The sequence below is a fragment of the Agromyces sp. PvR057 genome (assembly GCF_040547485.1).
GTDB lineage: Bacteria > Actinomycetota > Actinomycetes > Actinomycetales > Microbacteriaceae > Agromyces.
The window spans coordinates 1,953,462-1,973,437 of sequence record NZ_JBEPPT010000001.1 but is presented as its reverse complement, the minus strand read 5'-3'; the positions used below and the strand labels follow the sequence as shown (position 1 = coordinate 1,973,437).

Genomic DNA, 19,976 nt, shown 5'->3' with positions numbered 1-19,976 from the left:
TTTCGGGTTCTCGGGTTGGGCGGGGTGATGCAGGCCGCGAGATGCGGTTCAGACGAGGAGGTGCCGACGTGACGCACGTCGGACGGCAGCAGTCAGTTCGCGGCGACCTTGACGCGGGTGCCGATGTGCTCGACGACGACGACGCGCGACCCCTCGGCGATGGGATCGTCGGAGTAGGCGAGGCGCCGTTCGATCTCGCCGGGGCCGTCGAGGCTCACCTCGCCGCCGGAGGTGGAGACATCCGACCGCGCCACGCCCGACAGGCCGACCGCCGAGGCCGGCACGCCGTCGGAGGAGTTCGTGAGGTTGCGCACGACGAGCGCCGAGAGCGCGTAGGCGACCAGGCCGAGCACGATCGCCAGCACGTAGGCCCAGACGAGGTCGAGTCCGGTCGTCGCGATGAGCGTGCCCGACGCGCCGAAGACGACGAGCCCGACCGAGAGCGCCGTGCCCGAGATGGCCCCGTCGCCGACGTCGAAGTGATCGAGGATGTCCCCGAGCACCAACGAGATGAGGAGCAGCACCAGGCCCACTCCGCCGACGATGAGAAACGGGAGGAGCATCCAGTGGCCCTTCTGCGCGCGCGAGACCGCACGGGAATGCACGGGTCTCGCAACCCTATCGGCTGGGCGCCCCTGGCGTTCGGGCTCTCCACAGGTGCCGGCCGGTCTGGTCAACGCACGTCTCCGGCGGCCTGGGGGCGTCCTCCGCCGCGGCGGGCGCCGAGGTCACGACGCCGCGGCACCCACGACGGCGATCGCGTCGACGGCCGCATCACCGCGCAACCGGCGCATGCGCGTGACCACCGCGTCGACGACCGCCGGAGTCAGCGCTCGGCAGACGATGCTGTTCGCGCCGAGCGACTCGAGCCCGCCGGCGCGGATGCGGATGACATCCCAGCCGACCTCGGCCAGCGCTTCGTCCTTCTCGAGGTCGGAGGCCTCCTTGAGGCCGAGATGCGCACGCCGCGAACGGCCGGGGTCGTCGTACTCGATCGCGATGCGCAGCTGCGGAACGAGGATGTCGGGCCACACCTCGCTGCGCCCGAAGAACGTGCGCGCGATGTGCACGGCATTCACGCGGTGGTGCAGGCGGATGCGTTCGCCGAGCAGGGCGCGGAGCCGCTGTTCGGTCATCGAGGTGCGGGTTCGGAGCCCCGGTTTCATGAAGGCGAGCCCAGCCTCGCGGAGGGCGGCCGGCGCGGCGGCGTTCGCGCGGCACTTCGCGCACCCGGTGCCGGTGAGCATCTCGCTGACGGTGGCGGGGTAGCGGTCGTGGCCGCGCGGGCACAGCCAGAGGTACTCGGCGCCGAGGCGGGTCTCCGCGGCGAGCGCGGCCCGCTGCGGGGGAGCGACCTTGCGCAGCAGCTCGCCGCGCGAACGGTGCGTCTCGGTGATGAGCATGCAGAGCGGGCACAGACGGCGCAGCGTGAGCGCGGCGGGGTCGGCACCGTGTCCGCAGTGGAACCTCACGGCGACCACGGTGGGTCCTTCGGCTTGGGCATGTGCCGATCCTGCCGATCCCCACCGACATCCGTCGACCTGGGCGGGTGCGCGGCACCTGCGGTGTCGGTCCGGGGCGAGACAATGGGACCATGCAGATCGCCGTGGGCGTCGGCGACGGCGGTCGCGTGCAGTTCGTCGATCCCGATCGGGCTGCGGAGCCGCTCGCCGAGGTCGAGCCCAGTGACGCCGTCGAGGTCTTCCGGCGACTCGAACTCGCCCATGCTCCGCGGTGGGTCTGGGGCGACGTGCGCGAGTGGTACCCGGTGCTGCTCGCGAGCGGCGTGCGGCTCGCGCGGTGCCACGATCTGCGGCTTTGCGGGGCGATCCTCGACCACTCCACGTTCACCGCCGACCTCCGTGCCCGCGGAGGGCACCCGACACCCGCCTGGCTGCCGCCCGGACCGACGATGGCCGAGGCGGTCGGCCCGCCCGCGCCGCCGGCCGCGCAGCGGCACGAGACGTTGTTCGACCTCGACGGCTTCGACGATCCCCCTCGGCACGAGCGCACCGGCCCGGCCACGGGCCCCGGCATCGCCGTCGAGCGAGCGGATGCCGCGCGCGACCGCCCGTCGGCGGCCTCCGTCGTCGACGAGCACCGCCGACAGGTCGCGCTCATCGACGCGAGCAGCTCACCGGCCGCTCTTCGGCTGCTGATCGCGGCCGAGTCGGCCGGCGCCCTGATCGGCGCCGAGATGCGCGCGGCGGGGCTGCCGTGGAGCCGGAGGGTCCACGAGGCCGTGCTCGAGGCCGAGCTGGGCACGCGCCCGTCGCCGGGTCGCAAGCCCGCGCGCATGGAGGAGGTCGCCGCCGTCGTCCGCGACGAACTGGGGACGCCGAAGCTCAACCTCGACTCGCAGGTCGACGTGCTGCGCGCACTGCGTGCGGCGGGCGTGCCGACCTCGTCCACCTCGCGCTGGGAGTTGCGCGAGCACGAGCATCCCGCCATCGAGCCCCTCATCGCCTACAAGAAGCTCGCGCGCCTGCTGAGCGCCAACGGGTGGGGCTGGCTCGACGAATGGGTGGCTGACGACCGCTTCCGCCCCGAGTACGTGCCCGGCGGCACCGCGACGGGCCGCTGGGCCACGTCCGGCGGCGGCGCGCTCCAGCTGCCGAAGCTCGTGCGCAGCGCGGTGGTCGCCGACCCCGGCTGGACCCTCGTCGTCGCCGACGCCGCCCAGCTCGAACCGCGCGTGCTCACGGGCATGTCCCGCGATGAGGCGATGCAGCGCGCCGGGCACGGCCGCGACCTGTATCGCGGCCTCGTCGACTCCGGCGTCGTCGCGACACGCGACGAGGCGAAGATCGCGATCCTCGGAGCCATGTACGGCGCGACCACCGGCGACAGCGGCCGGCTCGTGCCGCGCCTCGCGCGGGCGTACCCCCGGGCCATGCGGCTCGTCGACGCGGCCGCCCGCGACGGCGAGCGCGGACTCCAGGTGACCACGCTCCTCGGTCGTTCGTCGCCATTGCCGCCCGCCGAGTGGCGCGCCACGCAGGCGAGGGCGAGCCAGCCCGACGCGACCTCGTCGGACGAGCGTCGAGCTCGGTCGTCGGCCCGCGACTGGGGCCGGTTCACCCGAAACTTCGTCGTACAGGGCAGCGCGGCCGAGTGGGCGCTCTGCTGGATGGCCGACCTCAGGGCGAAGCTGCATGCGCTCGGCGCGGCGACCCCTGGGTCGACGGGCGCTGGGTCGACGGGTGCTGGCACGGCGGGCGCTGGCACGACGGACCCTGCGCCGACGGGCTCCGCAGGTGCCGATCCGTCAGCACGGAGACCGGCCGCGGCATCCGGACCCGTCTTCGATCGCGCGCCGCATCTCGTCTACTTCCTGCACGACGAGATCATCGTGCACACGCCGACCGACCTGGCCGACGCGGTCGCCGACGCGGTGCTCGGTTCGGCCGTCACGGCCGGGCGCCTGCTCTTCGGCGACTTCCCGATCGAGTTCCCGCTCGATCTCGAGATCGTCGACAGCTACGCGTCGGCCGGCGCCTGATCGACCGCCTCGAGGGCCGGCTCGGCGGGTGGGCTTGCGACGCTGCCCGGTCGTCGACCACGCCGTGGTCGCGTCGCGCTCGGCTCGAAGGCGAGTGCGGCCCCGATCGTGAGCGGTCCCGCCAGCGCCAGCCATGAGAGCGCCGCGTCGGCACGAGCCAGGTCGGCGGATGCCGCGAGGCGCGCGAGTCCGGCCATCGCCGCCGACCCGGGGGCCGTGCCGGCGTCGCCGCCCCGCGCGCTGCCGTCCGCTGCGCCGGAACCGCCCGTCGCCCCAGTGCCGCCCGCCGCGAAGGCACCGGCGTCCTGCGCCTGCCCGCGCACGAGATCGCGACGCTCGCGCCACCGGCGCTCCTCGCCCTCGACGACGGATGCCGCGTCCACCCCGGGCAGCGAGGCCGCGATGAGCACGCGGTCGACCGTCTCGTCCCACGGGTCGGCGCCCGCGGCATCCGTTCCCGAAAGCCAGGCCTGCGCCGCGAGGCGCCCCGCATCGGTCAGGCGGTGCAGTGGGAGCCCGTCGTCGGTCGTGCCCGCGGGCTCGAGCAGCCGCTGCTTCGTCAATCGCTCGATCGTCGCGTAGGTCTGGCCGACGTTCACGGTCCGGCGCCCGCCGGTTCGCTCGGTGAGTCCGCCGTGCAGGGCGAACCCGTAGGCCGGTCCCGTGGTGAGCAGGGCGAGCAGTGCGTCGCGCACGGCCATGGCGCCTCCTTCGGCGAACGGGAATCGGAACGTTTCACCGAGCATACAGTTTCCGGCCCTCCGCGGCCGGAACCCCACCACGCGCGGCGCGAACCTTGTCAGGGCGGCGGATCCGGGGCATAATCGCCGGTGACGGTCACGTCGAAAATCGAATATCCAGCCATCCGTGGCTCCCGAGGTCGTAGGGGAAGACGCACCTCGAGAACGGAGTCGGAGATGGCAGAGACGTTGTCGCGGGTCGTGCGCCCCGCGCAGGGAGTGCTGTTCGTGCACTCCGCACCGCGCGCGCTGTGCCCGCATGTCGAGTGGGCCGCCGGTCGTGCCCTCGGCACCGCCGTGAACTTCGACTGGAGCGACCAACCCGTCTACCGAGGGCTCATGCGCGCCGAGTTCCACTGGGAGGGCGACGCCGGCTCAGGCGCGAAGATCGCCTCGGCGCTCCGCGGGTGGGAGCAGCTCCGCTACGAGGTGAGCGAGGACCCGACCCCCGGCTCCGACGGTGCCCGCTGGATGCACACGCCCGACCTGGGCGTGTATTTCGCGCAGACCGACATCGCGGGCAACACCGTCATCGGCGAGGACCGCATCCGCTACGCGATGGAGATCGCCGGTTCCGACCCGGTCGAGCTGCACCGCGAACTCCGACTCGCCCTCGGGCAGGCATGGGACGACGAGCTCGAGCCCTTCCGCCACGCGAGCGACTTCGCCCCAGTCGTCTGGTTGCACCAGGTGGGGTGAGCAGGGCCTCGGCCCGCGTGCTGGCGTCCCGCGATCGTCGGAGAGTCGCTCCCGGTGAACGCACGGACGAAACCCGCGGACCGTCGACGAGAACGCCCCCGGTGTCAGGTGACACCGGGGGCGTTCTCATTGGCGGATGCCGCGGCATCCGTGAACGGCTACACCGAGCGGAAGACCGCGACCGCGTTGTGGCCGCCGAACCCGAACGAGTTCGAGATGGCCACCTGCGGGCCGTCGCCGAGCGGCTGCGGCTCGCCCGAGACGAGCAGGGGGATCGCGGGGTCCTGCGTGGTGAGGTTGATCGTCGGGGGAGCGAGGCGGCTCTCGAGCGCGAGCACCGTGAAGACCGCCTCGAGTGCGCCGGTGCCGCCGAGCAGGTGCCCGGTGGAGGCCTTCGTCGCCGAAACGGGGATCTCGTGCACGCGGTCGCCGAACACGTTGCGGAGCGCCGTGTACTCGGCGATGTCGCCGACGGGGGTGCTCGTGGCGTGCGCGTTGATGTGCGTGACCTCGTCGGGGGTGGCGTCGGCCTGCGCGAGCGCGTCGAGCACGGCACGGCTCGCGCCGCGACCCTCGGGGTCGTTGGCGGTGATGTGGTACGAGTCTGCGCTCACCGCGCCGCCCGCCAGCTCGGCGTAGATGCGGGCGCCGCGAGCGAGGGCGTGCTCCTCGGTCTCGATGACGAGGCTCGCCGCACCTTCGCCCATGACGAAGCCGTCGCGGTCGACGCTATAGGGGCGCGATGCGCCGGCCGGGTCGTCGTTGCGCTTGGAGAGCGCCTGCATCGACGAGAACGATGCGAGCGTGATCGGGTGGATCGCCGACTCGGAACCGCCGGCGATGACGACGTCGGCGAGTCCGAGCTGCAGGTGCTCGTAGGCGTTCGCGAGCGACTCGGTGCTCGAGGCGCACGCTGACGCGACCGTGCGGGCGAAGGCCCGGGCCTCGAAGTGCATCGAGATGGCCGCGGAGGCCGCGTTCGGCATCAGCATCGGCACGGTCATGGGCAGCACGCGGCGCGGGCCGCGCTCGCGCAGGGTGTCCCACGCGTCGAGCAGGGTCCAGATGCCGCCGATGCCGGTCGCGTAGTCGACGCCGAGGCGTTCGGGGGCCACGTCGGGTGCGCCGGCGTCGGCCCAGGCCTCCATCGCCGAGATCAGCGCGAACTGGCTCGACGGGTCGAGTCGCTTGGCGACCTGACGCTCGAGCACCTCTTCGGGGCGGACCTTCGCGGATGCCGCGAAGTGCACCGGCAGGTCGTACTCGGCGACCCAGTCGTGCTCGAGCGTGCGAGCACCGGATTCGCCGGCGAGCAGGGCATTCCAACTGTCACGGGCGGTGCCGCCGAGGGGCGAGGACGCGCCGATGCCCGTGATCACGATCTTCTTGGTCATACGAGAAACACTCCGATGGAGGAAACGATCAGGCTGAGCGAGCGGGCCGGGCGTTCGCGCCGGCCCGCTCGATGCGTCGCTTAGGCCGAGGCCTTGACGATGAAGTCGACGGCGTCGCCGACCGTCTTGAGGTTCTTGACCTCTTCGTCGGGGATCTTGACGTCGAACTTCTCTTCAGCGTTGACGACGATGGTCATCATCGAGATCGAGTCGATGTCGAGGTCGTCGGTGAACGACTTGTCCAGCTCAACCGTGTCGGTTGCGATGCCGGTCTCGTCGTTGATGAGCTCGGCCAGGCCGGCAAGCACTTCTTCGGTGGACAATGCCATGGTTCTTCTCCTTGAGGGTGTCTCGTTTGACCGAGAGCCAGTCTAGATGGACAGTGGTCGGCGGTTCACGGCAGAACCACCACTTGGGCGCCGAACACGAGGCCGGCGCCGAAGCCGATCTGGAGGGCGAGGCCTCCGGAAAGTTCAGGGTGCTCCTCGAGCAGACGGTGGGTCGCGAGGGGGATGGACGCCGCGGAGGTGTTGCCCGTCGTGGCGATGTCGCGAGCGATCGCGACCGTCTCGGGCAGCTTCAGTTGCTTCGCGAACTCGTCGATGATGCGCATGTTCGCCTGATGGGGGATGAACGCGGCGAGGTCGGCGGCGGTGATGCCGGCGGCGTCGAGCGCCTGCTTGGCGACCTTGGCCATGTCCCAGACGGCCCAGCGGAACACGGTCTGGCCCTCCTGGCGGAGGGTCGGCCATTCGGCCGCGCCGTCGCGGAACTCGACGAGCGTGCTGTTCATGCCCACCGCACCGGCCTTCGACCCGTCGGAGCCCCACACCGTCTGCGCGATGCCCGGGAAGTCGCTCGGGCCGATCACGACGGCGCCGGCGCCGTCGCCGAGGAGGAACGAGATGGTGCGGTCGGTCGGGTCGACGACGTCGGAGAGCTTCTCGGCGCCGATGACGAGCGCGTAGTGCGCGACGCCCGTTCGGATGAGCGCGTCGGCCTGGGCCACGGCGTAGGCGTACCCCGCGCAGGCCGCGTTCGTATCGTAGGCGGCTGCGGGATTCGCGCCCACGCGATCGGCCACGACCGCCGACATCGACGGCGTCTGCCGCACGTTCGAGATCGTCGCGACGATCACGAGGTCGATCAACTCGGGCGCGACGCCCGACTTCTCGATCGCCTCGCGCGCGGCATCCGTCGCCAGGTCGAGCGCCGAGACGTCGGAGCCGGCGCGCGTGCGCGTGATGATGCCGGTGCGCTGCTGGATCCACTCGTCGGAGGAGTCGATCGGGCCGATCAGGTCGTCGTTCGGCACGAAGTTCGCGCCGCGCGCCGCGCCGACGGCGTAGATGCGCGTGTAGGCGGGGCCGTGCGACTGCTGCAGGGTGGGCTTGGTCATGTTCGACATTCTCTCGGTGCGGTCGGCCGTGCCGCGAATCAGGCGGCCTGTTCGATGAGCTCGATCGCGGCGGCCAGGTCGTCTGGCGTCTTCACGGCGACGGTCGGCACGCCCTTGAGCGCGCGCTTGGCCAGCCCGACGAGCGCGCCGGCGGGCGCGACCTCGATGACCCCCGTGACGCCGGCTTCGGCGAAGGCCGCCATGCAGAGGTCCCAGCGCACGGGCGAGGAGACCTGGCCCACGAGCAGGTCGACGAACTCCGTTCCGGATGTCACGACACGGCCGTCTCGGTTCGTCCAGAGCGTCTGCGCGGGGTCGGCGGGGTTCAGCGTCGCCGCGACCTCGGTGAGGTGCGCGACGGCGGGAGCCATGTAGCGCGTGTGGAACGCGCCGGCCACCTGCAGCGGGATCACCCGGGTGCCGGCGGGCGGCTCGGCCTTCAGCGTCTCGAGGGCGTCGAGGGCTCCGGCGACGACGATCTGGCCGCCGCCGTTGAAGTTCGCGGGCTCGAGTCCGAGCTCGGCGAGCCTCGCCAGCAGGACGGACTCCTCGCCGCCGAGGACGGCGCTCATGCCGGTCGGGGTCTGCGCCGCGGCATCCGACATCGCGCGACCGCGCTCGCCCACGAACCGCATGGCGTCGGTCGCCGAGAGCACCCCGGCGCCCGCCGCAGCGGTGATCTCGCCGACCGAGTGCCCGGCGATGCCGCCGATCCTCTCGGCACGGCCGTCGGCCAACAGGGCGTCGAGGGTGAGCAGGCCCGCTGCGACGATGAGCGGCTGGGCCACGGCCGTGTCCCGGATGGCGTCGGCGTCGCTCTCGGTGCCGTGCAGGGCGAGGTCGACGCCCGCGGCCTGCGAGAGGGTGTCGAGGCGCTCGGCGCGGGCGGAGTCCGCGAGCCAAGGAGCGAGGAATCCGGGGGTCTGGGAGCCCTGACCAGGGCAGACGACGACGATCACGTCCCTAGTCTGTCAATGTCGTCGGGTGCGCGTGTGTGTCGATGCGACAAGCTCTCACGGAAAGCCTTGTGCGCGTCCCACAGTGAATGCCGGTGCGGCCGCGGTCGCTCCGGGGACCGCGGCACCTCAGACGGTGCGGCGCCTCGGCGGGTGCTCGTGATCGCTCATCGAACCGATGATGAGCGCGGACTGCAGGATGAGCGCCTCCCGTGCGCCCGTGGCATCCCACCCGATCACGTCGGAGACGCGCTTCAGGCGGTAGCGCACGGTGTTCGGGTGCACGAAGAGCTCGCGGGCGGTCGCCTCGAGCGACCGGCCGTTGTCGAGGTAGCTCCAGAGCGTCGTGAGCAGCTCGGTCGAGTGCGCCTGCAACGGGCGGTAGATGCGGTGCACGAGCGTCGCCCGTGCCAACGGATCGCCCGCGAGCGCCCGCTCGGGCAGGAGGTCGTCGGCGTGCACCGGGCGCGGCGCGTGCCGCCAGGAGCGTGCAACGGCGAACCCGGCCAGCGCGGCCTTGGCGCTCTTCGACGCATCGACGAGGTTCGGCACCTCGTGGCCGAGCACGAGGTGGCCGGGGCCGAAATGCCCTTCGAGCTGCGTCGCGAACTCCATGAAGGTCATGGCGGGCGACGTGCCGACCTCGTCGGGCTGACGGCCGAGCTGCTCGGACCGGCCGATCACGAGCACGAGGCGATTGCCCTGCACGCCGATCAGCACGTCGGCCTGCATGTGCCGGGCGACGCGGCGCACGTGGTCGACGTCGAGCTGCTTCGGCGCCGTGCCGACGAGCACCGCGACCTCGCCGTGACCGTGCCAACCGAGTGCGGCGATGCGGCTCGGGAGCTCGTCGTCGTACTCGCCCGAGAGGATCGAGTCGACCACGAGCGCCTCGAGGCGTGCATCCCAGAGTCCGCGTGCCTCGGCCGCACGGGCGTAGACGTCGGCCGCGGCGAACGCGATCTCGCGGGAGTACAGCAGGATCGCCTCGCGCAGCGGCTCGCCGCCGTCGCGAATGCGATCCTCGACGACCTCGACGGTGACCCGGATCAGCTGCAGGGTCTGCTGGAGGCTCACCGAGCGGAGGAGCTCGCGCGGCGCCGCGCCGAACACGTCGGCCGCGATCCAGGGCGTCGAACGAGGATCCTCGAACCACGCGATGAACGAGGAGATGCCGGCCTGGGCGACGAGGCCCACGGCCGAGCGTCGGCTCGGCGGCATGTCCCCGTACCAGGGCAACGTGTCCTCCAGGCGCTTCAGCGTCTGGGTCGACAACTCACCCGCGATGGTTCGCAACCATCCGAGCGTCTCCGCCTTGGTACGGGGTTTCGCCACCTCGGGTTAGCTCTCGCCGCCGGCGGAACCGGTGGTTCCGGCGTTGACGTCGTGCAGGCGGTACTTCTCGATCGCCTGAGCCGGCACCGAGGCGTCGATCTCACCGCGGGCCACGAGCTGCTCGAGCGCGCGCACCACGAGCGACGGTCCGTCGATCTTGAAGTAGCGACGGGCTGCGGCACGCGTGTCGGAGAAGCCGAAGTCGTCGGCGCCGAGCGTGGCGAAGTCACCGGGCACGTACGCGCGGATCTGGTCGGGCACCGCGTGCATGTAGTCGGACACGGCGACGAACGGGCCGTTCGAACCCGCGAGCTTCGTCGTGACGTACGGCACGCGCTTCTCGGCATCGGGGTTCAGGAAGTTGTGCTCGTCTGCGGCGAGGCCGTCGCGGCGGAGCTCGGCCCAGCTGGTGACCGACCAGACGTCGGCCGAGACGCCCCAGTCCTCGGCGAGCAGGTGCTGCGCCTCGAGGGCCCAGGGCACCGCCACGCCGGAGGCGAGGAGCTGCGCCGACGGGCCGTTGCCGGTGCCGGCCGCGACCTTGTGGATGCCGCGGAGGATGCCGTCGACGTCGACGCCCTCGGGCTCCGCGGGCTGCACGATCGGCTCGTTGTACACCGTGAGGTAGTACATGACGTTCGGGTCGGCGTGCGACCCGCCGTACATGCGCTCGAGGCCGGCGCGCATGATGTGCCCGATCTCGTAGCCGTACGCGGGGTCGTAGCTGACCACGGCCGGGTTCGTCGACGCGAGCAGCGGCGAGTGGCCGTCTGCGTGCTGCAGGCCCTCACCCGTGAGGGTGGTGCGGCCCGCGGTCGCGCCGATGATGAAGCCGCGTGCCATCTGGTCGCCTGCGGCCCACATGGCATCGCCCGTGCGCTGGAAGCCGAACATCGAGTAGAACACGTACACCGGGATCAGCGGCTCGCCCTGCGTGGCGTACGAGGTGCCGATGTTCGTGAAGGCCGCGAACGCGCCGGCCTCGTTGATGCCGACGTGCACGATCTGGCCCTGCGGGCTCTCCTTGTAGGCGAGCAGCAGTTCGCGGTCGACCGAGGTGTAGTGCTGGCCGTTCGGGTTGTAGATCTTCGCGGTCGGGAAGAACGCGTCGATGCCGAACGTGCGCGCCTCGTCGGGGATGATCGGCACGATGCGGTGGCCGAAGTCCTTCGAGCGGATGAGGTCCTTCAGCAGTCGCACGAAGGCCATCGTCGTGGCGATCTCCTGCGTGCCGGAGCCCTTCTTCGAGATCGCGTACGCCGAGTCGTCGGGCAGCGAGATCTCCACGTGCTTCGAGCGGCGCTCGGGAACGTAGCCGCCGAGCGCACGACGGCGCTCCTGCAGGTACTGGATCGCCTCGTCGCGCTGGCCTGGGTGGTAGTACGGCGGCAGGTACGGGTTCTCCTCGAGCTGCGCGTCGGAGATGGGGATGCGCATCTCGTCGCGGAAGCCCTTGAGGTTGTCGAGGGTCATCTTCTTCATCTGGTGCGTCGCGTTGCGCCCCTCGAAGGACTTGCCCAGGCCGTAGCCCTTGATGGTCTTCGCGAGGATGACCGTCGGCTGGCCCTTGTGCTCGGTGGCCGCCTTGAACGCCGCGTAGATCTTGCGGTAGTCGTGGCCGCCGCGCTTGAGGCCCCAGACCTCGTCGTCGCTGAGGTGCGACACGAGCTCGAGGGCGCGGGGGTCGCGGCCGAAGAAGTTCTCGCGCACGTACGCGCCGGACTCCGTCTTGTACGTCTGGTAGTCGCCGTCGGGCGTGACGTTCATGAGGTTGCGGAGCGCGCCGTCGTGGTCGGCTGCGAGCAGCGAGTCCCACTCGCGGCCCCAGACGACCTTGATGACGTTCCAGCCGGCGCCGCGGAAGAAGCTCTCGAGCTCCTGGATGATCTTGCCGTTGCCGCGCACCGGTCCGTCGAGACGCTGCAGGTTGCAGTTGATGACGAAGTTGAGGTTGTCGAGGCCCTCGTTCGCGGCGACCTGGAGCTGGCCGCGGCTCTCGACCTCGTCCATCTCGCCGTCGCCGAGGAACGCCCAGACCTGCTGGTCGGAGGCGTCCTTGATGCCGCGGTTGGTGAGGTACCTGTTCAACTGGGCCTGGTAGATCGCGTTGATCGGGCCGAGGCCCATCGACACGGTCGGGAACTGCCAGAACTCGGGCATGAGGCGCGGATGCGGGTACGACGAGAGCCCGTGCGGCGCACGCGACTTCTCCTGGCGGAACCCGTCGAGGTCGGCGTCACTGAGCCGGCCCTCGAGGAAGGCGCGGGCGTACATGCCGGGGGAGGCGTGCCCCTGGAAGAAGACCTGGTCGCCGCCGCCGGGGTGGTCCTGGCCGCGGAAGAAGTGGTTCAGGCCGACCTCGTAGAGCGAGGCCGCGCCGGCATAGGTCGAGATGTGGCCGCCCACGGCGATGTCCGGTCGCTGCGCGCGGTGCACGAGGATCGCGGCGTTCCAGCGCAGCCACGCGCGGTAGCGGCGTTCGATGTCCTCGTCGCCGGGGAACTCGGGCTCGTTCTCGGGGGCGATCGTGTTCAGGTAGTCCGTGGTCGGCACCATCGGCACGCCGAGGTGGAGCTCCTTCGAACGCTTGAGCAGGCTGAGCATGATCTCACGACCACGCTGGTGCCCCTTCGCCGTGACGAGCGCATCGAGGGACTCGGCCCACTCGGATGTCTCGTCGGGGTCGGAATCCAGGGACTCGACGGAGTAGGGGTCCTGGTCGTTGACAGTCACACTCGACCTTTCTCTACGGCAGATCATGCCGGGCGCGGCGATCCGCGCGCACGACGAACGGCCGGGTTTCGACCGATCACACTTGGCCATACTAGTGACATTCGCACAACGTTTCGGCTCGGTACGCTGTGCCTTCGCTCACCGTTCGACAAAGCAGAGGAGAGAACGGATGCCGCTCACGGCCGGTGCTCTCGCCCCCGACTTCGAACTGGCCGACGAGACCGGCCAGACGGTGCGGCTGGCCGAGGCCAGGGGGATCGCACCGGTCGTCCTTGTGTTCTTCCCGCTCGCGTTCTCGCGCACCTGCGAGGGGGAGTTGCGCGCGCTGCGCGACCACCGGGCGATCTTCGCCGATGCCGGTGCACAGGTGCTCGGCGTCTCGGTCGACTCGAAGTTCGCGCTCCGTGCGTGGGCTGAGGAGCAGCGATTCGGATTCCCGCTCCTGTCCGACTTCTGGCCGCACGGCGAGGTCGCACGCGCCTACGGGGCCTTCCTCGAGGAGCGAGGGCACGCGGCTCGGGCCACGTTCGCGATCGACGGCGACGGCGTGGTCCGGGCGAGCTTCGCGACCGCCCCCGGCGAGGCGCGGAGCCTCGACCAGTACCGCGAGGCGCTCGGGGCGCTGCGGTCCGCCTGAGCGGCGTCGAGCGCAGGCGGCCGCGCCGCGGCATCCGATGCTCGCGATAGCATTGCCGTGCGTCGCTCACGCGACGGGCCTTTAGCTCAGTTGGTAGAGCGCCACGTTTACACCGTGGATGTCGTCGGTTCGAGCCCGGCAGGGCCCACCTCCTCTCCTTCGGTGTTCATGCGCGGCGGTAGGCTGGGCGCGTGCCCGCTGACCTCGCCGACGTCCTCACCACGATCGAACGGCTCTGGCCTGTCGCGGGCGCGGAGGCGTGGGATTCGGTCGGGCTCGTCACCGGAGATCCGGATGCCGCGGTGCGGCGCGTGCTCTTCACCGTCGACGCCGTCGGCGAGACCGTCGACGAGGCCCTCGAGTGGGGCGCCGACCTCGTGATCGCGCACCACCCGCTGCTGCTCAAGGGCGTGACCACCGTGGCGGAGGACCGATACAAGGGATCCCTCATCGCGCGCCTGATCCGCGGCGGCTGCGCGCTGGTCGCAGCGCACACGAACGCCGACGTCGTCGAGCGGGGCACCTCGGCGGTGCTCGCCGAGCGCATCGGGCTCATCGACGCCCGCCCGATCGTGCCGGGCACCGGCCCGGTCGGCGCCGAACCATCTGGCCGAGGCCTCGGCCGTGTCGGGCGCCTCGCGCACCCCACGACGGTCGGCCGGCTCGCACGGCAGCTCGCCGAGATCCTCCCGCCCACGGCGACGGGCGTGCGGGTCGCCGGCGGCTTCGACGACCCGGTCGAGACCGTCGCCGTGTGCGGCGGAGCCGGCGACTCGCTGCTCGGCGATCCGGCCGTGCGCGCCGCAGACGCCTACATCACCGCCGACCTGCGGCATCACCCGGCCTCCGAGTCGCGCGAGCAGTCCAGGCTCGCCCGAGGGCCCGCGCTCATCGACGTGTCGCACTGGGCCAGCGAGTGGCTCTGGCTGGATGCCGCGGCCGCCCAGCTGGGCGAGGCCCACCCCGAACTCGAGCTCCGCGTGAGCGAGCTCCGCACCGACCCCTGGGACTTCCAGGTCGTGCAATGATGACCATTCCCACCGCGAATCCCACAAGGAGCACCACGTGAAGGCAAGCCCCGCCGACCAGCAGCAACTTCTGCGCCTCCAGGCCGTCGACACCCGACTGCAGCAGATCGCGCACCGGCTCGGAAGCCTGCCCCAGTCGGGCCCCATCGCCGAGCTCGCTGCCCGCGACACGGCCGTGCGTTCGCGCCGCGCCGAGGCCCAGGGCGCGCTCGAGGACGCGCGTGCCGAGCTGAAGCGCATCGAGTCGGATGTCGCGGTCGTCGAGGCCCGCATCGCACGCGACGGCGACCGGCTGCAGCACACCTCGTCGACGAAGGACGTCGCGGCACTCGAGTCCGAGCTCGCCTCGCTGTCGAAGCGCCTGAGCGACCTCGAAGACCAGGAGCTCATCGTCATGGAGCGCGTCGAGCAGGCCGAGGGCGTCGTGGCGGGCATCGACGCCGAGCGAGCCGAGATCGCCGCGCAGACGGCGACGCTCGAGGAGGAGCGCAACGAGGCATCCGCGGGTCTCGTCGTCGAGCGCGACGGCGCGGAGCGCGACCGGATCGTCGTCGCCGGCGAGGTGCCGGCCGAGCTCCTGGCCTACTTCGAGCAGCGGCGCGCCCGCGGCGGCGGCGTCGGGGCGGCCCTGCTGCGCCAGCGAACCTGCGGCGGGTGCACGATGACCCTCACCGGCTCCGACCTGGACGTCGTGCGCCGCGCCGCGCCCGACGAGGTGCTGCTGTGCCCCGAGTGCGACCGCATCCTCGTGCGCACCGACGAGTCGGGCATCTGACCCGACGCCTCGCCGCGTCGGTGCGGCGGATCCGTCGCTCGGCTCCGCAGGCGCCGCGGCGCTTCCGCCCAGCCACGGCCTGTACGCTTGGCGTGTGAGCGGGTCGGCAAGACGGCCGCGTCGTCCGAGCGATCGGATGCCGAGGAACGTCCGGGCTCCGCAGGGCAGGACGGTGGGTAACACCCACCCGGGGCAACCCGCGAGACAGTGCCACAGAAAGCAGACCGCCCGGCGCGCGAGCGCCGGGTAAGGGTGAAACGGTGGGGTAAGAGCCCACCAGCGGCCGCGGTGACGCGGTCGGCTCGGTAAACCTCGTCCGGAGCAAGGCCAGACAGGGAACGATGGGGCTGCCCGTCCCGTTCCCGGGTAGGCCGCTGGAGGGGCACGGCAACGTGTCTCCGAGAGAGATGGTCGTCCAGCCGGTGTCGCGCAAGCGCCCGGTGAACAGAACCCGGCGTATCAGCCGGCCCGCTCACACCTCTTCGCGCGAGTCGCCGCGTTCGGGACGACCGCTAGCCGAGGGCGAGCGCCGCCGCGCCGATGATGCCCGCGTTGTTGCGGTGCACGGCGGGCACGATCGGCGTCTTCAGGTCGAGCAGCGGCAGGAAGTGCTCCTGGTGCTTCGACACACCGCCGCCCACCACGAGCAGGTCGGGCGAGAAGATGAACTCGACGTGCGCGTAGTAGCGCTGCAGGCGCTCCGCCCACTGCTTCCAGCTGAGCTCCTCGCGCTCCATCGCGGAGTACGCGGCGCGGTGCTCGGCGTCGTCGTCGTCGAGCTCGAGGTGCCCGAGCTCGGTGTTCGGGATGAGGACCCCGTCATACAGGAACGCCGAGCCGATGCCCGTGCCCAGGGTCGTGAGGATCACGAGCCCGTCGACCCCCGCCGCCGCGCCGAACCGCAGTTCGGCGATGCCGGCGGCATCCGCGTCGTTGATGAAGTGGATGTCGCGGCCGAGCGCCTTCTCGAAGAGCTCCTCGGCGTGCAGGCCGATCCACTTCTTCGAGACGTTGGCGGCCGACAGCGTGTGCCCGCGCTTCACGATGGCCGGGAAGCACACGCCGAGCGCGAGCCCGTCGATGTCGCCGTCGGCGCCGATGGTGTCGAGGAGCTCGGCCGTCGCCTTGACGATGTCGTCGGGCTTGCCGCCATCGGGGGTCAGGACTTTACGGCGTTCGGTGACGAGTGCGCCGGTCTCGAGATCGACGATCGCCCCCTTGATGCCCGTTCCGCCGATGTCGATCCCGATCGCGTGCTTGGTCGCCATGCCGCCACACTATCGTGGCACCCTCGGCACAGGTGTCAGGGAAGGGTCAGGATCTCCGCGCCGCGCTCGGTGACGACGAGCGTGTGCTCGAACTGGGCGGTGAGCGAGCGGTCGCGGGTCACGACGGTCCAGTCGTCGCTCCAGACATCCCACTCGATCGACCCGAGTGTGAGCATGGGCTCGATCGTGAACACCATGCCCGGCTCGATCACGGTGTCGAACTGGGGTGCGTCGTAGTGCGGGATCACGAGCCCGGTGTGGAACGCTCGGCCGACGCCGTGGCCCGTGTAGTCGCGCACGACGCCGTACCCGAACCGCTTCGCGTACGCCTCGATGGCGCGGCCGATCACGTTGACCTGGCGGCCGGGGGCGACCGCGCGGATGCCGCGGGCGAGCGCCTCGCGGGTGCGCTCGACGAGCTGCGTCGCCTCGTCGCTCGCATCGCCGACGAGGAAGGTGTGGTTGAGGTCGCCGTGGTGGCCGTCGAGGTAGGCCGTGACGTCGATGTTCACGAGGTCGCCGTCTGCGAGCACCGTGTCGTCGGGGATGCCGTGGCAGATGACCTCGTTGACCGATGTGCACGAGGACTTCGGGTATCCGCGGTAGCCGAGCGTCGAGGGATACGCGTCGGAGCCGACGACCACCTCGTGCGCGATGCGGTCGAGTTCGTCGGTCGTGACCCCCGGGCGGACGGCGGCGGCCGCCGCCTCGATCGCGCGCGCCGCGATGCGCCCGGCGGCGCGGATCTTCTCGACCTCGTCGGGGGAGTACCGGTCGCCGTCGGTGTTCTGGGCGGGCGCCGCACGCCCGACGTACTCGGGGCGGGGGATCGACGACGGAACCTGGCGCGTGGGCGAGAGTCGTCCGGGAATCAGGTGGCCAGCGGCATCCTTCGGCATATGATCAGCCTATGGCCGAGGACATCGAACACCGCTTCTGGTACAACCTCAAGACGGGCGCCGTCGAGCAGGGCTTCGTGTCGCCGTCGGTCGACCGCGCGGGCCCGTTCGACACCCGCGAAGAGGCCGAGCACGCGCTCGAGAAGCTCCGCGCGAACAGCGAGAAGTGGGCCGCTGAAGACGCGGCCGACGACTGAGCGCGACCGATCGCGCCCCGGCGGGCCCGCCACACGGTCTGGCGCCGGTCACTCGTAGCTGTGCTCGGCGCTCGGGTACTCGCCGCTCGCGACGTCGGCCTGCCACTCGGCGGCCGCCGTGCTCAGGATGCCGGCGAGGTCGGCGTACTGCCGCACGAACTTCGGCACGCGGCCGACGGTGAGGCCGGCCCAGTCGGTCCAGACGAGCAGCTGCCCGTCGGTGTGCGGTCCTGCGCCGACGCTGATCGTCGGGATGTCGAGGCGTTCGGTCACCTGGCGTGCCGCATCGGACGGCACCATCTCGAGCACGACGGCGAACGCACCGGCATCCTGGACGGCCTCGGCATCGGCGAGCAACTGCTGCACGCCATCGCCGCGACCCTGGATGATGTGCCCGCCGAGTCCGTGCTCGCTCTGCGGCGTGTAGCCGATGTGCGCCATGACCGGGATGCCCGCCTGCACGACGCGGCGGATCTGCTCGGCGCTGCGCACGCCGCCCTCGAGCTTGACCGCGTGGGCCCCGGTCTCCTTCATGAAGCGGATCGCGGTGTGCAGCGCCTCCTCCGCGCCGACCTCGTAGGAGCCGAACGGCATGTCGGCGATCACGAACGCCCGCTTCACCGCGCCGGCCACGGCGCGCGTGAGGGGGATCAGCTCGTCGACCGTGACGGGCAGGGTCGTCTCGTAGCCGAACACGTTGTTGCCCGAGGAGTCGCCGACGAGCAGGAAGTCGATGCCGGCCTCGTCGAAGATGCGAGCGGTGAGCTGGTCGTAGCTCGTCAGGCCTGTGATCTTGATGCCGTCGCGCTTGGCGTTCTGGAAGTGCCTCGTGCGCACCCGCCGCGGACCGCCGGATGCGGCGGCTCCGCCGTAGGGCGTGGTCTCGGCGACCGGTTCGGCCTGCCCGGCCGGGTTCGTCGCGTCGGGGTTCGGCGCGTCAGGGGTGGCGGGAGCTGCAGGCTGGTCGGACATGATGGCAGTCTCGCACACGCGCTCGCACACCCGCCCGCGCCGGAGGGCGCTCCGAGCGCCTCCTTACCGCTACCCTGAGATGAGCGAGAGAGGGTGTGGATGGACAAGCAGCGTGACTTCGTTCTTCGGACGATCGAAGAGCGGGGGGTCAAGTTCGTCAGGCTCTGGTTCACCGACGTCGTCGGCACCCTGAAGTCGGTGGCCATCGCCCCGGCCGAAGTCGAGGGCGCGTTCACCGAGGGCATCGGATTCGACGGTTCGGCCATCGAGGGCCTGAGTCGCACCTACGAGTCCGACCTGCTGGCCTTCCCCGATCCCACGACGTTCCAGACGCTCCCGTGGCGCGGCGACATCGACCCGACGGGGCGCATGTTCTGCGACATCACGACGCCCGACGGCGAGCCGGCCGTCGCCGATCCGCGCAACGTGCTCAAGCGCACCCTCGCGCGCGCGGCCGACCGCGGCTTCACGTTCTACACGCATCCCGAGATCGAGTTCTACCTGCTCCGCTCGTCGAAGTTCGGCGACGAGGGGCCCGTGCCCGTCGACTCCGCCGGCTACTTCGACAACGTGCCGGGCGGTACCGCGCACGACTTCCGTCGCCGGTCTGTGCGCATGCTCGAAGACCTGGGCATCTCCGTGGAGTTCAGCCACCACGAGGCCGGCCCCGGCCAGAACGAGATCGACCTGCGCTACGCCGACGCGCTCACCACGGCCGACAACATCATGACCTTCCGCACCGTCATCAAGGAGGTCGCGATCGAGCAGGGCGTCTACGCGACGTTCATGCCGAAGCCGTTCTCGCAGTTCCCCGGCAGCGGCATGCACACGCACCTCTCGCTCTTCGAGGGCGACGCGAACGCGTTCTACGAGGCGGGCTCGCAGTACCAGCTCTCGAAGATCGGGCGTCAGTTCATCGCCGGCCTCCTCCGTCACGCAAACGAGATCTCGGCGGTCACGAACCAGTTCGTGAACTCCTACAAGCGGCTGTGGGGTGGCGACGAGGCCCCCAGCTTCATCTGCTGGGGCCACAACAACCGCTCCGCGCTCGTGCGGGTCCCGCTCTACAAGCCGAACAAGGGCCAGAGTGCGCGCGTCGAGTACCGGGCGATCGACTCGGCCGCCAATCCCTACCTCGCCTTCTCGCTGCTGCTCGCAGCCGGCATGAAGGGCATCGAGGAGGGGTACGAGCTGCCGGCAGAGGCCGAGGACGACGTCTGGGCCCTCACCGACAGCGAACGCCGCGCGCTCGGCTACAACCCGCTGCCCGCGAGCCTCGACCACGCGATCGAATACATGGAGGAGTCCGAACTCGTCGCCGAGACGCTCGGTGAGCAGGTCTTCAACTACGTGCTCGCGAACAAGCGTGCCGAGTGGCGCTCCTACCGCTCGCAGGTCACGCCCTTCGAGCTGCAGCGCAACCTCGAGATCCTCTGACGCGC

At 71.0% G+C, this 19,976-nt stretch carries 19 protein-coding genes, 1 tRNA gene and 1 other RNA gene; 9 read left to right on the top strand and 12 right to left on the bottom strand.

The features are described 5' to 3' along the window. Nucleotides 1-92: 92 nt before the first annotated feature. The gene (locus tag ABIC29_RS09020) at nt 93-563 is read right to left on the bottom strand and encodes an NfeD family protein (protein ID WP_116082598.1); all 471 of its coding nucleotides are present in this window, start codon (nt 561-563) and stop codon (nt 93-95) included. Nucleotides 564-728: 165 nt separating this feature from the next. Continuing rightward, the gene (locus ABIC29_RS09015; RefSeq protein ID WP_354244457.1) at nt 729-1,481 is read right to left on the bottom strand and encodes a putative endonuclease domain-containing protein; all 753 of its coding nucleotides are present in this window, start codon (nt 1,479-1,481) and stop codon (nt 729-731) included. Nucleotides 1,482-1,594: 113 nt separating this feature from the next. Here ABIC29_RS09015 and ABIC29_RS09010 point away from each other — a divergent pair, with 113 nt between their 5' ends. Beyond that, nucleotides 1,595-3,502, top strand: a complete 1,908-nt coding sequence (locus ABIC29_RS09010; protein WP_354244455.1) for a bifunctional 3'-5' exonuclease/DNA polymerase — start codon at nt 1,595-1,597, stop codon at nt 3,500-3,502. Here ABIC29_RS09010 and ABIC29_RS09005 read toward each other — a convergent pair. Beyond that, nucleotides 3,481-4,203, bottom strand: a complete 723-nt coding sequence (locus tag ABIC29_RS09005; protein ID WP_354244452.1) for a PadR family transcriptional regulator — start codon at nt 4,201-4,203, stop codon at nt 3,481-3,483. The genes ABIC29_RS09010 and ABIC29_RS09005 overlap by 22 nt on opposite strands. 216 nt (nt 4,204-4,419) lie before the next feature. Here ABIC29_RS09005 and ABIC29_RS09000 point away from each other — a divergent pair, with 216 nt between their 5' ends. Next, on the top strand, nt 4,420-4,941 hold the full coding sequence (locus ABIC29_RS09000; protein ID WP_116081852.1) for a DUF3145 domain-containing protein: 522 nt from the start codon (nt 4,420-4,422) through the stop codon (nt 4,939-4,941). Nucleotides 4,942-5,099: 158 nt separating this feature from the next. Here ABIC29_RS09000 and ABIC29_RS08995 read toward each other — a convergent pair whose 3' ends face one another. The 6 genes from ABIC29_RS08995 to aceE all read right to left on the bottom strand — a co-directional run bounded on the left by ABIC29_RS08995 (nt 5,100) and on the right by aceE (nt 12,758). Next, nucleotides 5,100-6,335 (bottom strand): beta-ketoacyl-[acyl-carrier-protein] synthase family protein, encoded by a 1,236-nt coding sequence (locus ABIC29_RS08995; protein ID WP_354244449.1) that lies wholly within the window; start codon nt 6,333-6,335, stop codon nt 5,100-5,102. Nucleotides 6,336-6,415: 80 nt separating this feature from the next. Beyond that, nucleotides 6,416-6,664, bottom strand: a complete 249-nt coding sequence (locus ABIC29_RS08990) for an acyl carrier protein (RefSeq protein WP_055857961.1) — start codon at nt 6,662-6,664, stop codon at nt 6,416-6,418. 65 nt (nt 6,665-6,729) lie between these two features. Then, nucleotides 6,730-7,734, bottom strand: coding sequence for a beta-ketoacyl-ACP synthase III (locus ABIC29_RS08985; protein WP_354244446.1), 1,005 nt, complete (start codon nt 7,732-7,734; stop codon nt 6,730-6,732). 38 nt (nt 7,735-7,772) lie between these two features. Beyond that, entirely contained in the window at nt 7,773-8,693 is a 921-nt protein-coding gene (locus ABIC29_RS08980) for an ACP S-malonyltransferase (RefSeq protein WP_354244443.1), read from the bottom strand. A 126-nt stretch (nt 8,694-8,819) separates the two neighbouring features. Continuing rightward, nucleotides 8,820-9,965 carry a PucR family transcriptional regulator gene (locus ABIC29_RS08975; RefSeq protein ID WP_354244440.1) on the bottom strand — a complete coding sequence of 382 codons (1,146 nt, stop codon included), beginning with the start codon at nt 9,963-9,965 and terminating at the stop codon, nt 8,820-8,822. A 66-nt stretch (nt 9,966-10,031) separates the two neighbouring features. Continuing rightward, entirely contained in the window at nt 10,032-12,758 is a 2,727-nt protein-coding gene (gene aceE / locus ABIC29_RS08970) for a pyruvate dehydrogenase (acetyl-transferring), homodimeric type (protein ID WP_354244438.1), read from the bottom strand. A 169-nt stretch (nt 12,759-12,927) separates the two neighbouring features. On the opposite strand from aceE, the gene ABIC29_RS08965 reads away from it, so the two are divergent. The 5 genes from ABIC29_RS08965 to rnpB all read left to right on the top strand — a co-directional run bounded on the left by ABIC29_RS08965 (nt 12,928) and on the right by rnpB (nt 15,673). Continuing rightward, the gene (locus ABIC29_RS08965; RefSeq protein WP_354244435.1) at nt 12,928-13,395 is read left to right on the top strand and encodes a peroxiredoxin; all 468 of its coding nucleotides are present in this window, start codon (nt 12,928-12,930) and stop codon (nt 13,393-13,395) included. Between the two features lie 75 nt (nt 13,396-13,470). Further along, nucleotides 13,471-13,543: transfer RNA gene (locus tag ABIC29_RS08960), tRNA-Val, on the top strand. A gap of 43 nt (nt 13,544-13,586) precedes the next feature. Next, on the top strand, nt 13,587-14,423 hold the full coding sequence (locus ABIC29_RS08955) for a Nif3-like dinuclear metal center hexameric protein (protein ID WP_354244432.1): 837 nt from the start codon (nt 13,587-13,589) through the stop codon (nt 14,421-14,423). A gap of 37 nt (nt 14,424-14,460) precedes the next feature. Further along, on the top strand, nt 14,461-15,198 hold the full coding sequence (locus ABIC29_RS08950; RefSeq protein WP_354244429.1) for a zinc ribbon domain-containing protein: 738 nt from the start codon (nt 14,461-14,463) through the stop codon (nt 15,196-15,198). 99 nt (nt 15,199-15,297) lie between these two features. Continuing rightward, nucleotides 15,298-15,673: RNase P RNA component class A (gene rnpB / locus ABIC29_RS08945), an RNA gene on the top strand. Between the two features lie 37 nt (nt 15,674-15,710). Here the strand turns inward: rnpB and ppgK are convergent. Both ppgK and map read right to left on the bottom strand, forming a co-directional pair. Beyond that, nucleotides 15,711-16,466: a polyphosphate--glucose phosphotransferase gene (gene ppgK, locus ABIC29_RS08940; RefSeq protein ID WP_116081833.1), complete on the bottom strand. Its 756-nt coding sequence runs from the start codon at nt 16,464-16,466 to the stop codon at nt 15,711-15,713. A 35-nt stretch (nt 16,467-16,501) separates the two neighbouring features. Further along, the gene (map, locus tag ABIC29_RS08935; RefSeq protein ID WP_354244426.1) at nt 16,502-17,365 is read right to left on the bottom strand and encodes a type I methionyl aminopeptidase; all 864 of its coding nucleotides are present in this window, start codon (nt 17,363-17,365) and stop codon (nt 16,502-16,504) included. A gap of 11 nt (nt 17,366-17,376) precedes the next feature. On the opposite strand from map, the gene ABIC29_RS08930 reads away from it, so the two are divergent. After that, nucleotides 17,377-17,562: an SPOR domain-containing protein gene (locus ABIC29_RS08930; protein WP_116081828.1), complete on the top strand. Its 186-nt coding sequence runs from the start codon at nt 17,377-17,379 to the stop codon at nt 17,560-17,562. A gap of 48 nt (nt 17,563-17,610) precedes the next feature. Here the strand turns inward: ABIC29_RS08930 and panB are convergent, their stop codons facing one another. Continuing rightward, complete coding sequence (panB, locus tag ABIC29_RS08925; protein WP_354244422.1) at nt 17,611-18,534, bottom strand: 3-methyl-2-oxobutanoate hydroxymethyltransferase; 924 nt, start codon at nt 18,532-18,534, stop codon at nt 17,611-17,613. Nucleotides 18,535-18,633: 99 nt separating this feature from the next. Between panB and ABIC29_RS08920 the strand changes: the two genes are divergently transcribed. After that, nucleotides 18,634-19,971: a glutamine synthetase family protein gene (locus tag ABIC29_RS08920; RefSeq protein WP_116081825.1), complete on the top strand. Its 1,338-nt coding sequence runs from the start codon at nt 18,634-18,636 to the stop codon at nt 19,969-19,971. The last annotated feature ends 5 nt before the right edge of the window (nt 19,972-19,976 follow it).

Excerpts from the sequence above, each read along its gene's own strand:
- ABIC29_RS09020 (WP_116082598.1), bottom strand. The coding sequence starts at position 563 with ATGCTCCTCCCGTTTCTCATCGTCGGCGGAGTGGGCCTGGTGCTGCTC.
- ABIC29_RS09010 (WP_354244455.1), top strand. The coding sequence starts at position 1,595 with ATGCAGATCGCCGTGGGCGTCGGCGACGGCGGTCGCGTGCAGTTCGTC.
- ABIC29_RS09005 (WP_354244452.1), bottom strand. The coding sequence starts at position 4,203 with ATGGCCGTGCGCGACGCACTGCTCGCCCTGCTCACCACGGGACCGGCC.
- ABIC29_RS09000 (WP_116081852.1), top strand. The coding sequence starts at position 4,420 with ATGGCAGAGACGTTGTCGCGGGTCGTGCGCCCCGCGCAGGGAGTGCTG.
- ABIC29_RS08995 (WP_354244449.1), bottom strand. The coding sequence starts at position 6,335 with ATGACCAAGAAGATCGTGATCACGGGCATCGGCGCGTCCTCGCCCCTC.
- ABIC29_RS08990 (WP_055857961.1), bottom strand. The coding sequence starts at position 6,664 with ATGGCATTGTCCACCGAAGAAGTGCTTGCCGGCCTGGCCGAGCTCATC.
- ABIC29_RS08985 (WP_354244446.1), bottom strand. The coding sequence starts at position 7,734 with ATGACCAAGCCCACCCTGCAGCAGTCGCACGGCCCCGCCTACACGCGC.
- ABIC29_RS08965 (WP_354244435.1), top strand. The coding sequence starts at position 12,928 with ATGCCGCTCACGGCCGGTGCTCTCGCCCCCGACTTCGAACTGGCCGAC.
- ppgK (WP_116081833.1), bottom strand. The coding sequence starts at position 16,466 with ATGGCGACCAAGCACGCGATCGGGATCGACATCGGCGGAACGGGCATC.
- map (WP_354244426.1), bottom strand. The coding sequence starts at position 17,365 with ATGCCGAAGGATGCCGCTGGCCACCTGATTCCCGGACGACTCTCGCCC.
- ABIC29_RS08930 (WP_116081828.1), top strand. The coding sequence starts at position 17,377 with ATGGCCGAGGACATCGAACACCGCTTCTGGTACAACCTCAAGACGGGC.
- panB (WP_354244422.1), bottom strand. The coding sequence starts at position 18,534 with ATGTCCGACCAGCCTGCAGCTCCCGCCACCCCTGACGCGCCGAACCCC.
- ABIC29_RS08920 (WP_116081825.1), top strand. The coding sequence starts at position 18,634 with ATGGACAAGCAGCGTGACTTCGTTCTTCGGACGATCGAAGAGCGGGGG.